13 protein-coding genes are annotated in these 11,533 nt (G+C 69.0%); 11 read left to right on the top strand and 2 right to left on the bottom strand.

Going from position 1 to position 11,533, the window contains the following annotated elements:
• Window positions 1-3 precede the first annotated feature (3 nt).
• From ISP14_RS15965 to ISP14_RS15985, 5 genes are all read left to right on the top strand, one after another.
• Complete coding sequence (locus ISP14_RS15965) at window positions 4-1,368, top strand: dihydrolipoamide acetyltransferase family protein (RefSeq protein WP_404541697.1); 1,365 nt, start codon at window positions 4-6, stop codon at window positions 1,366-1,368.
• Window positions 1,369-2,157: 789 nt separating this feature from the next.
• Window positions 2,158-2,619, top strand: a complete 462-nt coding sequence (locus ISP14_RS15970; protein WP_404541699.1) for a YehS family protein — start codon at window positions 2,158-2,160, stop codon at window positions 2,617-2,619.
• A 10-nt stretch (window positions 2,620-2,629) separates the two neighbouring features.
• Window positions 2,630-3,118 (top strand): DUF456 domain-containing protein, encoded by a 489-nt coding sequence (locus ISP14_RS15975; RefSeq protein ID WP_404541701.1) that lies wholly within the window; start codon window positions 2,630-2,632, stop codon window positions 3,116-3,118.
• Window positions 3,119-3,178: 60 nt separating this feature from the next.
• Window positions 3,179-3,469, top strand: a complete 291-nt coding sequence (locus ISP14_RS15980) for a CopG family transcriptional regulator (RefSeq protein ID WP_404541703.1) — start codon at window positions 3,179-3,181, stop codon at window positions 3,467-3,469.
• On the top strand, window positions 3,466-3,759 hold the full coding sequence (locus tag ISP14_RS15985; protein WP_404541704.1) for a type II toxin-antitoxin system RelE/ParE family toxin: 294 nt from the start codon (window positions 3,466-3,468) through the stop codon (window positions 3,757-3,759). The genes ISP14_RS15980 and ISP14_RS15985 overlap by 4 nt, the downstream gene beginning before the upstream one ends.
• An 11-nt stretch (window positions 3,760-3,770) precedes the next feature.
• Here the strand turns inward: ISP14_RS15985 and trhA are convergent, their stop codons facing one another.
• Complete coding sequence (gene trhA, locus ISP14_RS15990) at window positions 3,771-4,433, bottom strand: PAQR family membrane homeostasis protein TrhA (protein ID WP_404541707.1); 663 nt, start codon at window positions 4,431-4,433, stop codon at window positions 3,771-3,773.
• Window positions 4,434-4,861: 428 nt separating this feature from the next.
• Here trhA and ISP14_RS15995 point away from each other — a divergent pair, with 428 nt between their 5' ends.
• The 5 genes from ISP14_RS15995 (at window position 4,862) to ISP14_RS16015 (ending at window position 10,192) form a co-directional block, all read left to right on the top strand.
• Entirely contained in the window at window positions 4,862-5,518 is a 657-nt protein-coding gene (locus tag ISP14_RS15995) for an energy transducer TonB (protein ID WP_404541709.1), read from the top strand.
• A 172-nt stretch (window positions 5,519-5,690) separates the two neighbouring features.
• The gene (locus tag ISP14_RS16000) at window positions 5,691-6,299 is read left to right on the top strand and encodes a cysteine dioxygenase (RefSeq protein ID WP_404541712.1); all 609 of its coding nucleotides are present in this window, start codon (window positions 5,691-5,693) and stop codon (window positions 6,297-6,299) included.
• A gap of 19 nt (window positions 6,300-6,318) precedes the next feature.
• Window positions 6,319-7,683, top strand: coding sequence for an FAD/NAD(P)-binding protein (locus ISP14_RS16005; protein WP_404541714.1), 1,365 nt, complete (start codon window positions 6,319-6,321; stop codon window positions 7,681-7,683).
• A 19-nt stretch (window positions 7,684-7,702) separates the two neighbouring features.
• Window positions 7,703-9,079 (top strand): cardiolipin synthase, encoded by a 1,377-nt coding sequence (cls, locus tag ISP14_RS16010; RefSeq protein ID WP_404541716.1) that lies wholly within the window; start codon window positions 7,703-7,705, stop codon window positions 9,077-9,079.
• Window positions 9,080-9,124: 45 nt separating this feature from the next.
• The gene (locus ISP14_RS16015; RefSeq protein WP_404541719.1) at window positions 9,125-10,192 is read left to right on the top strand and encodes a DMT family transporter; all 1,068 of its coding nucleotides are present in this window, start codon (window positions 9,125-9,127) and stop codon (window positions 10,190-10,192) included.
• Between the two features lie 24 nt (window positions 10,193-10,216).
• Here the strand turns inward: ISP14_RS16015 and ISP14_RS16020 are convergent, their stop codons facing one another.
• Window positions 10,217-10,588, bottom strand: a complete 372-nt coding sequence (locus ISP14_RS16020; protein ID WP_404541721.1) for a hypothetical protein — start codon at window positions 10,586-10,588, stop codon at window positions 10,217-10,219.
• Window positions 10,589-10,667: 79 nt separating this feature from the next.
• On the opposite strand from ISP14_RS16020, the gene pncA reads away from it, so the two are divergent.
• Window positions 10,668-11,309: a bifunctional nicotinamidase/pyrazinamidase gene (pncA, locus tag ISP14_RS16025; RefSeq protein ID WP_404541724.1), complete on the top strand. Its 642-nt coding sequence runs from the start codon at window positions 10,668-10,670 to the stop codon at window positions 11,307-11,309.
• The last annotated feature ends 224 nt before the right edge of the window (window positions 11,310-11,533 follow it).

The following is an 11,533-nucleotide window of genomic DNA, read 5'->3' on the forward strand; positions in this document are numbered from 1 at the left end:
CCCATGGCCGACATCAAGACATTCCACCTGCCCGACCTCGGCGAAGGCCTGCCCGACGCCACCATCGTCGAGTGGCACGTGAAGGAAGGCGACTACATCAAGCTCGACGCACCGCTGTGCTCGATGGAAACCGCCAAGGCGGTGGTCGATGTGCCCTCGCCCTACACCGGCACCGTGAAGAAGCTCCACGGCGCCCCCGGCGACATCATCGAGACCGGCGCCGCGCTGGCCGACTTCGAGCCCGATCCCAACGCCAAACAGCGTGCCGAGGCCGAGGCCACCGGCCACCACCACGGCCCGAAGAAGGCCGAGGCGCCCGCTCCGGCACCGGCCCCCGCACCTGCGGCCAAGGCCGCCACCGCCGACCGCGAAGACGAAGGCACCGTGGTAGGCGCGATGGTCAGCGGCAGCCACGTGCACGTGGAGCAGGCCTCCAGCGTGGGCGGCGTCAAGGCCGTGCCCGCCGTGCGCGCGCTCGCCAAGAAGCTCAAGGTGGACATCACGCGCGTGCGCGGCACCGGCACCGACGGCGTGGTCACCATGCAGGACGTGAAGGACGCTGCCGCCAATGGCAGCGCCGCGCTGGGCGCCGCCCCGGCCCGCGCCGTGCCGGCCTCCGCCGGCCGCCACCTCGCCCCCGAACTGCCCGAACCCGGTGCGGCGCCTTCGCGCACGCCGGTGTCGCAGGCCGGCAAGGCGGTGCGCACTGCGCCGCCGTCGGTGCAGGCCAGCGGCCAGCCCGAGCAGCTCAAGGGCGTGCGCCGCAACATGGCGCGCGTCATGGCCGAAGCCCACGCCAACGTGGTGCCGACCACCCTGGTGGACGACGCCGACCTGCACGCCTGGATCGGCAAGCAGGACATCACCGCCCGCCTGATCCGCTCCATCGTCGCCGCCTGCAAGGCCGTGCCGGCGCTCAACGCCTGGTTCGACGGCAAGAACCTCACCCGCACCCTGCATCCGCACGTGGACATCGGCATTGCCGTGGATACCGAGGACGGCTTGTTCGTGCCGGCTCTGCGCAACGCCGACGTACTCGACGGCGCCGGCATCCGCGCCGCGATCAAGCGCCTGCGCACCTCGGTGGAAGACCGTTCCATCCCGGCGTCGGAGCTCTCGGGCTACACCATCAGCCTGTCCAACTTCGGCATGTTCGCCGGCCGCTACGCCACGCCGGTGGTGGTGCCGCCGACCGTCGCCATCATTGGCGCCGGCAAGCTGTGCCACGACGTGGTGGCGGTGATGGGCGGCATCGAGGTGCATCGCCGCATGCCGATCTCGCTGACCTTCGACCACCGCGCCGCCACCGGTGGCGAGGCCGCACGCTTCCTCAAGGCGCTGCTGGACGATCTGGCGATGCCGAACTGAGTCGCGTCACAGCGGCATGAAAACGGAGCGCCCGTAGGCGCTCCGTTTTTTTTTGCGCGACCGTTGATGAGTGCCTCTGGCCTTCCGTTTTTTTGCTTGTGTGCTTTCACAGGGGCAGAGTGGTTTCGGACGCCTGCCGGCGCCCGAGTCACTTCTCTTTGCTGGCCACGCCGCCGCAGGAGCGACGGCGAACAGCGAAGCTGGCCCGAAGGGCGGAGGGCAGGATGCCCGGAGTGAAGAGAAGTAACCAAGAGAAATGGCCGGGTTCAATACGCCGGGATTACAAGCAGGGATGTTTCGAGGACTGGGGAGCCACTCCCGCCTACGCGATACACGGTACGGCCATGCCGCACCGTATCCGGGAGTCGAGGAAAAAGCCTTGCGGCGCCCCGCTTTGCTCTGGCCGTTGCTTCTGCGCGCAGGAGCGCGCTGCTTTTCCGGGGCCCCTGGGCGGCGGTGAGGCGGGGACGAGAAGGCCGCGCAGCGGGCGAGGCCATGGATGGACTCGCCTTTTCGCGCGGGCAGGAGCCCGCTCGAAAAGCCCGGCCACGCCTCACGGACTTGCCGGGCAGGACGCCCGGCAAGCGCCAACCGGGGTGGCCTTCTCTTTTGGTTACTTTTCTCTTGGCCACGCAAGAGAAAAGTAACTCGGCCGCCGACAGGTGGACGAAACCGCTTTGAATCTTGCGAACACGTAGAAGCAAAAGCCCCTCCGCCGCCAGCGCGTGGAGGAGCAAGGATCGTCACTTGACGCAAACGGTGCCCACAGCCACCCGATAGAATGCCCGCATGATCAACAACGACGTACTGCGCAGCGTGCGCTACATGCTGGACCTGCCCGACGGCAGGCTTCCGTCCATCGTGGCGCTGGCCGGGCTGGAGGTGGCGCCTGCCGATATCGACGCGTTCCTGAAGAAGGACGACGAGGCCTGCTACCGCGACTGCCCCGACAAGGTGATGGCGCATTTCCTCGACGGCCTGGTGTTGCACCTGCGCGGGCGCGACGAGAGCCGACCGATGCCGCCGGTGGCGAAACGCGTCAGCAACAACCTGGTGCTGAAAAAGCTGCGCGTCGCCTTCGAGCTGCGCGACGACGATCTGCACGCGATCCTCGCCGCCGCCGGTTTCCCGTTGTCCAAATCGGAACTCACCGCGCTATTCCGCAAGCCCGAGCACCCCAACTACCGCCCCTGCGGCGACCAGTTGCTGCGGCATTTCCTGCGCGGCCTCACCCAACGCCTGCGCGGCTGAGGCCAGTACCATGTGGTTCGATATCGTGTTCTGCACCTTGGGCGCCGTGCTGATCGTGGGCGGCCTGGTCGGCGCGATCCTGCCCAACCTGCCCGGCATCCCGATGATCTTCGGTGGTATCTGGCTGGTCGCCGCGGTGGACAACTACCGCCACCTCGGCCTGTGGTGGCTGCTGCTGATCGGTGTACTCGGCGCGCTGGGCGTGATCGTGGATTTCGTCGCCGGCACGCTGGGCGCGAAGCGCGTGGGCGCCAGCAAGCGTGCACTGTGGGGAGCGTCGCTGGGTACTCTCATCGGCATGTTCTTCAGCATCCCCGGCATCCTGCTCGGCCCGTTCGTGGGGGCATTGATCGGCGAACTGTCGTCCGGCACCAGCGTGCTGCGATCGGCCCACGTGGGCATCGGCACCTGGCTAGGCCTGCTGTTCGGCACGCTGGTGAAGCTGGTGATCTCGCTGGTGATGGTCGGCCTGTTTGGCCTGGCGATGCTGCTCGGCTGACTTCAGGTCAGGTAGCACCATTGTGCTACAGTGAAGGCACGCACTCTTGCAGGACCCGCCATGAGCACCACTACCATCCGCCTGCCCGACGCACTCAAGAACCGCGTCGCCGCCGCAGCGAAGCGCGCCGGCACGACGGCACATGGCTTCATCCTTGAGGCGATTGCCGAAAAAGCCGAATTGGCCGAACGCCGTACCGAATTCGATACCGTGGCCGAGCAGCGCTACGCCCGAATTGTCGAAACGGGCGAGACCATTCCGTGGGAAAAGATGCGCAGCTATCTGGAAGACCGGATCGCCGGCAGGACTGCGCGGCGCCCTGCGCCGCGCAAGCTGGCAAAGCCGCGGTGAGCCGGATCGAACTGGCACCCGAAGTCGGCGAAGACTTCGAACGCATCCTCGACCACCTCGCATCGCACGAAGTCGCTCATGCCGCCGACCGGCTGATGGAGATCATCGAAGCGATTGGCGTGCTCGCCTCCAACCCGCTGATCGGGCGTCCGGCCATCAATGACAAGCGTGAGCTTGTGATCGGTCGCGGCTCGCATGGCTACATCGCGCTGTACCGCTACGTGGAACGCATCGATACCGTGTTCGTGCTGGCGTTGCGTGCCCAGCGCGAAGCGGGTTTTGTGCGCTGACGCTGCCTGCCTTATCGGGCCACGGGCAATACGTACAGCAGCACCGCGAAGTAGTGCAGCACGCTGCCGGCGAGTACGAAGGCGTGCCACAGCGTGTGCTGGTACGGCAGCTTGCGCCACAGGTAGAACGGCACGCCCAGCGTGTAAGCCACGCCACCGCCGATCAGCAGCGCCATGCCGCCTGCCTGCAAGTGCGCGGCCAGCGGTTTGAAGGCGAGCATGCCGATCCAGCCCATGCCCACGTACAGCAGCACGGCGAGCTTGCGGTAGCGGCGGAACCAACCCAGCTCCAGCACGCTGCCCAGCAACGCCAGCGCCCACACCGCGCCAAACAGGCTCCAACCCCAGCTGCCCGGCAGCGCGATCAGGGTGAACGGCGTATAGGTGCCCGCGATCAGCAAATAGATCGCGATGTGGTCCAGCGTGCGCAACAGCGGCTTGGCCGCAGGCGCGGGCACCGCGTGATACAGCGTGGACGCGGTGTACAGCAGGATCAAGGTAACGCCATATACCGCGCTCGCCGTCACCGCGCGCGCATCGCCCCGCTGGGCCGCGAACGCCACCAGGATGGCGAGGCCGCCGATGCTCAGCACGATGCCGACACCGTGCAACAGGCAGCTGGCGAACTCGTCGCCGCGGCGGTAGCGCGGCAAGGCAACGGTGACGGCGGTCATGACGGCTCCGGCAAGCGGGGGAACACCGACTACGCACCATAGCGGTCGCGCCGGCGCTTGCCTACCGCAGCACGCAGGCGCGATCCGCCCATGGCGGACCGGCGCGGCGTGAATCCGCCCTTCACCGAGCCTGCACGCCGCCTCCATGCCGATACGCCGAGACTGCACGGGCGGATGCCTCCCATCCCCCTGTCATCCGCGTTCCGCCCCGCCTCCCCGCGGGGCTTTTTTTATGATCGCCTTCCCGGCAGTCGCCTCCCCGACCACCGCGCCACCGGCCCCGGGCCGCGCAAATAGACGTCCAACCACCCCACTTGCGCAGGCGAAGAGGCAGGCATACGCTGCAGTCGCGTCCGCGGCGGTCCCCACTGCACCGCGTGCAGCGTCGCCGGCGCCACAACCTGAAAACCGTCAGCAGGAGGTCGCTCATGTCGTCCGCTAGCCTGGCTGTTGCTGCTCGTCCCCACCCCGATGCCGCGCGCGTCGCCGCGCTCAGTGCGGCCATCGCGCTCAACCTCGCGGCCCTGCTCATACTCACCCGTCCCCTGGCGCCACAGGCATTGGCGCTGGTGGAGAAGCTGGACACGTCCACGCACGTGGTGTTCATCGAACCGCCGCCGCCCGTGCCGCAGCCACCGCCCATCAACCTGAAACCGCTGCCGCATCCGCCACCCGCACCAGTGCACGTGCATCCCCGACCCGACGTCGTACTGCCGCCGGCGACGCCCAGCATCGAAGGCACCCAGCCCATGCCGCCGCAGGCGCCGCCCACTGCGGCACCTAGCGACGCCGATACCTCAGCACCGGTCGAAGCCACCCTCGCCTATCGCTCGGCGCCGCTGCAGTTTCCCATGCAGGCAATGCGCCAACACTTGCAGGGCACCGTGCTGCTGCGCGTGCTGGTGGACGAGACCGGCAAGCCGGTGCAGGTGGACATCGAGCAAGGCAGCGGCCACGTGGTGCTCGACCGCAGCGCGCGCGAGCAGGTACTCGCACATTGGCGCTTCCAGCCCGCGATGGTGAATGGTCACGCAGTGCGCGCGTGGGCACGGGTACCGGTGAATTTCGTGCTGCAGAACCTGTAACGAAAGGCCTGGTGCGGTGCGGAAGGCCCGGCGACACAGGTGTCGACCGGGCCCTTCCACGGCAAACGTGCGCAGCATGGCGAGTCCACAGCTTCGCAAGTACAGGCATGGCACGCATGGTGCGGAAGTCATGCCAAAACCTTACGGACGTTTAACGGTGTGCATGCTCCACTTGGCCGCCGTTCCAAACGCCGAGCTACGCATGGGCAAGTACGCGCACAGCTTGAAGACCCTGCGCGACATCGCACTCGAATACGGTCGCGTCGAGCATCCCGACCTGGCTTCGATGGCGCGCGAACTCGGCCGCGTGGTGCATCAGGACGCATCCGCGCTGCCCGCCCGGCTGGCCTCGATGCACCGCCGCCGGCGCCATGGCGAGCGCTGGCTGCTGGCCGAGCGCCGGCAGCCAGCGCTGCACGTGCTGGTGCGGGCGTGGCCGCCCGGTCAGCGCATGCCGCTGCTCGACCACACCGACCGCTGGGGGCTGGAGCTGCCCCTGCAAGGCGCGCTGGAATGGCAGTCCTACCGCCGCGATCCGCACAACGGCGAACTGGATGCGCTGGGCCGCAACTGGCTGGGGCCGGGCGACGCCAGCTGGTTCGAGCGCGACGCGAACCTGGCGCACCGTTGCCGCAACCTGTCGCGGCACGACATCGCTTACACGCTGCACGTCTATGGCGGCGAACTGCCGCAGCACCGCGCCAGCGAACCATGCGAGGATGAGTCCGCCTGGGTCGCGCAGACGCGGCGCCTCGCATTCGCCGGCCAGCTGACGCCCTGATTCCGTTTCGGAGCAACGCATGCATCGACGTGTCGCCATCATCGGCGGCGGCGCCGCGGCCGCCGCGCTGCTCGGCGAATTGCTGGAACGCCAGCCGCCGCAGGCCTTGCACCTGGACTGGTACACCGGTGGCACCGCGCCCGCGCGGGGCGTCGCCTACGCCACCCGCTCCGACCGCCACCTGCTTAACGTGCGCGCGGCCTCGATGGGCATGTTCGCCGGCAAGCCGCAGGGTTTCCTCGATTTCGTGCAACGCCAGGACCCCACCGTCGCCGGTACCGATTTCCTACCGCGCCGCCGCTATGGCGACTACCTCGAGGCCGAGGTCTCGCGCGCGCTGGCGCTGGGCAAAGCCCAGGGCCACGACGTGCAGGTCGTGCCGTTCGCCGCGGATGCCGTGGTGCCCGAAGCCGGCGGCGTCACCGTGTTCCGCGGCGAGGAAACCCGCCGGGTAGACGCCGCGGTACTGGCGATTGGCGCCTTGCCGCCGCAGCCGATGGCCGGAATCAGCGCGGCCGCGCTGGCCAGCGGCCGCTACGTGGTCGATCCCTGGCCGCTGCTGGCCACGCCGCCCACCACGACACCCGAGCATGTGGCCGTGATCGGCCTGGGCCTCACCGCCGCCGACGTACTGCTGGAGCTGGCCGCACGCTGGCCCGACGCCCGCTTCACCGCGATCTCGCGCCACGGCCTGCTGCCCGAACCGCATCTGCACGCCGCGGCGCTGCCCAACGGCGACAGCGCGGAACTGATCGAGGCGATGCAGGACGCACCCGAAATACGCCGCTGGCTGCACCTGCTGCGCGAGGCGATCGCGCAGGAAGACGACTGGCGCAGCGTGATCGACAGCTTGCGTCCGCACACCCCGGCGCTATGGGCTGCGCTGTCCATCGAGCAGCGCGCACGCTTCCATCGCCATGCACGCTGGGCCTGGGAACGCGCGCGCCACCGCATGCCGCCGCCGGTGCACGAAGGCCTTGCCGCGCTGGAACGCGAAGGCCGTCTGCATCGCCTGCGAGGCCACCTGCAAGGCGTCGACGTCGATGCAGGCGGCCTGCGCCTCGAACTGCGCCCGCACGGCGGCGGCGCGCCGCAGCGGCTGCAGGCCGGGCTGGTGGTGCAGTCGGTCGGCATGGACTTCGACGTGGCGCGCACGCCGCATCCGCTGATGCGCCAGCTGGTGGTCAACCGGCACGTGCTGCCCGATCCGCTGGGCCTGGGTTGCCAGGCCACCCCGCAAGGGCGGTTGCTGCACGGGGGCGGCACCTGGTCGCGGCTGTTCGCCATCGGCAGCCTGTTGCGCGGTACGCTGTGGGAATCCACCGCGATGCCGGAAATCCGCCAGCAGGCGCGCGTCGTGGCCGACCAGTTGCTGGCGGAATAAGCGCGCACAACGGGCCTTCATGACCCTCAGCCTGATCGGCTCCGTCATCCTGCTGCTGCACGTGCTCGGCGTCCTCGCCGCCGCGCACGCGCTGATGCACACACGCACACCACAAGGCACGATCGCCTGGGTGCTGGGCCTGCTGATGCTGCCCGAGCTCACCTTGCTGCCTTATCTGTTCCTCGGCGCCAGCCGCTTTCGCGGCTACCTCCACATCCGCCATCGGGCGCCGCCGCGCCAGCATCCCGCATCGGCGAACACGGGCGAAGAGCGCTACGCCGCACTGGTGGCGATGCAGGGCCGGCCGTTCCGCGCCGGTCACCGGCTGCGCCTGCTGATCAACGGCGACGCCACCTTCGAGGCCATCTTCGCCGCGATCGCCGAAGCGCGGCACACCTTGCTGGTGCAGTTCTTCATCTTCAAGGACGACGGCCTCGGCCGGCGCATGCAGCAGGCCTTGCTGGAACGCGCGGCGGCCGGCGTGCGCGTATGCGTGCTGTACGACGGCGTGGGCAGCCACGACTTGCCGCGCCACTACGTGGAGACGCTGCGCGCGGGCGGCGTGGCGATTCACCCCTTCGCCACCCATCGCTGGCGCAACCGCTTCCAGCTCAACTTCCGCAACCACCGCAAAATCATGGTGGTGGACGGCGAGCGCGCCTATATCGGCGGCCTCAACGTGGGCGACGAATACCTGGGCCTGAAACCGCCGCTGGCGCCATGGCGCGATACCCACCTGGAAATCCGCGGCCCCGCGGTGGCCGACCTGCAACAGCTGTTCGCCAACGACTGGCAATGGATCACCGGCGCGCCGCCGCCGCTGCATCCGGCGCCCGCCGCCGACGGCGAGGCCCACGTGCTGGCCATCGCCAGCGGCCCGGCCGATGCGCAGGAAACCGGCTCGCTGTTCTTCGTGACCGCGATCAACGCGGCGCGCCGGCGCATCTGGCTCACCACGCCGTATTTCGTGCCCGACAGCGCGGTACGCGCTGCGCTGCGCCTGGCCGTGCTGCGTGGCGTGGACGTGCGCGTATTGATCCCGTCGCGGCCGGACCATCACACCGTGTTCCTCGCCTCCACGCTGCACGCCTACCACGCCCTGCGCGCCGGCGTGCGCCTATTCCGCTACCAGCCCGGCTTCGTGCACCAGAAGGTGGTGCTGGTCGACGACGACTGCGCCGCGGTGGGCAGCATCAACCTCGACAGCCGGTCGTTCCGGCTCAACTTCGAGGCCAGCGCGCTGGTGCTGGACCGCGGCTTCGCCGCCGAGGTGGACGCCATGTTGCAAAACGACTTCGGCCGCGCCCGCGAAGTGGACGAACGCGAATACCTCGACGCACCCTACCTGCGCCGCGTGGCGATGCACGTGGCGCGCCTGTTCGACCCCTTGCTGTAAGCGCCACCCATCGGCGCCACCGCATACCATCCCGCCAACCGTCCCATGCCTGCCCTGCCCGCCACCTGGTCACGCCCGATTGCCTGCGCGTTGCTGGCGGCGCTGCTGTTCGGCGCCAGCACGCCGGTCGCCAAGCAACTGCTGGGCGGCAGCGCGCCGGTCATGCTGGCGGGCCTGCTGTATCTGGGCAGCGGACTGGGCCTGGGCCTGCTGCGCCTGGCACGCGACCGCGGCTGGCGCGTGCCCGCCATGACGCGCGCCGAATGGGGCTGGTACCTGCTCGCCATCGCCTGCGGCGGCGTGCTCGCGCCGGTGCTGCTGATGCTGGGCCTGGCGCATGCGACGGCCGCCTCGGCCTCTCTGCTGCTGAACCTCGAAGCCGTGCTGACCGCGTTGCTGGCATGGCTGGTGTTCCGCGAGAACGCGGACCACCGCGTGGTGCTGGGCATGGCGCTGATCGTGGCCGGCGCGGCGCTGCTGGCCTGGCCGGGCGGCGCCACCGGCGGGTTGGGCTGGGGTGCCGCCCTGATCGCGCTCGCCTGCCTGTGCTGGGCGCTGGACAACAACTTCACCCGCAAGGTGTCGGCCTCGGATGCGCTGTTCGTCGCGGGGCTCAAGGGCATCGTGGCCGGCATCGTCAACACCGGCATCGCGCTGCTGCTGGGCATGCGCCTGCCGGCCGCCGGCATCGTGGCAGGTGCGATGACGGTGGGTCTGCTCGGCTACGGACTCAGCCTGGTGCTGTTCGTCGTCGCCCTGCGCGGTCTGGGCTCGGCGCGCACCGGCGCGTATTTCTCGACGGCGCCGTTCATGGGCGCGGCGATCGCGATACTCGCGCTAGGCGAACATGCCGGCCCGGTGTTCTGGCTGGCGGCGCTCCTGATGGGCGCGGGCGTGTGGCTGCACCTCACCGAGCGCCACGACCACCTGCATACGCACGAGGCGATCACTCACACGCACCGGCACGTGCATGACGCGCACCACCAGCACACGCACGATTTCGACTGGGACGGCAGCGAGCCGCACACGCACGAGCACACACACGAACCGTTGACCCACAGCCACCCGCACTTTCCCGACATTCACCACCGGCACCGGCACGACCGCAAGTGAACGGCCGCACGGCGCGCCGCCGGTTCAATCCCTGCGCCAATGCACGCCGCACAGCAGCCAGGCCAGGAACACGCCGACCGCCGCGCCAAGCAGCTCGCACATCACGCGGGTGCCGATGCCGTCGGGATCGTGCACCTCGGCCAGCTTGGCCTGCAGCAGCTGCAACGACTGCAGCTGCGCGTAGTTGAAATAGAACAGGTTCCCGACGTCGACACGCCCGGTCAGCACCAGCGCGAGGAAGTACGCCCAACCCATCTGCCGTGCGTCGCTCCAGCCGTTGCGGCGGCCCAGCCGGTGGAACAGCAGGTACAGCACGAAGCCGACCGCAAGACTGATCGCACCGGCCTCCAAGCCGCCGATCCAGCCATAGCCCATCCACGATTGGTCGTAGTTCATCGCACCCTGTTCCACGCGTACCCACCTGCATTATGCCCCCACGCTAGACTTCTGCCCTCCCATCGCGCGCAGGCCCGCCATGTCTTCCGCCATCAGTGAACGCACGGCCCTGATCGTGGTCGACGTGCAACCGGATTTCATGCCCGGCGGCGCGCTGGCCTGCCACGAGGGCGACGCCATCGTGCCCGGTATCGACCGCCTGCTGCGCATGCGCCGTTTCCGCCACGTGGTCGCCACCCAGGACTGGCATCCGCCAGGCCACGCCTCCTTCGCCAGCGCGCATCCCGGTACGCAGCCGTTCCAGCAGATCACGCTGCACGGCCAGCCGCAGACACTGTGGCCGGACCACTGCGTGCAGGGCACGCCGGGCGCGGCGCTGCATCCCGGCATCGACTGGTCGGCGGCCGACCTGATCCTGCGCAAGGGCAGCGATCCGCAGGTGGACTCCTACAGCGGCTTCCGCGAGAACCACGGCCCGCGCGGTACCCGTCCTGCCACCGGCCTCGCCGGCTGGCTGCGTGAACGCGGGGTGGAGGACGTGCTGGTATGCGGCCTGGCACGCAACGTCTGCGTGCTGTGGACCGCGCAGGATGCCGTGGTCGCGGGCTTCAAAGCCGGCCTGCTGTGGGAGCTGAGCCGCCCGGTGACACCGGCCGGCGACGACCCCACCCGCGCCGCGCTGGCGGCGCAAGGCATCGCCCTGGCCCGCCTCGACGACTGAACCCGCTTCAGACGTCATCCTCGCGCGCCGCCTGCACCCGCGGCACGCCGTCCCCATCGAACGCCACCGCCAGCGCGATGGGCTGGGGTAATCCCCCCGTAAATTAGCAGACGCTGAAAGTGGAATTTTCTCGTAATCTTTCCCGAGGAGGTTCCATGAAGAAGTCCCGATTCAGCGATAGCCAGATCATCGCCGTGCTCAAGCAAGCCGAGGACGGTACGCCC

The organism is Dyella agri (assembly GCF_044904705.1).
In the GTDB taxonomy this organism is placed as follows: Bacteria; Pseudomonadota; Gammaproteobacteria; order Xanthomonadales; family Rhodanobacteraceae; genus Rhodanobacter_A; species Rhodanobacter_A agri.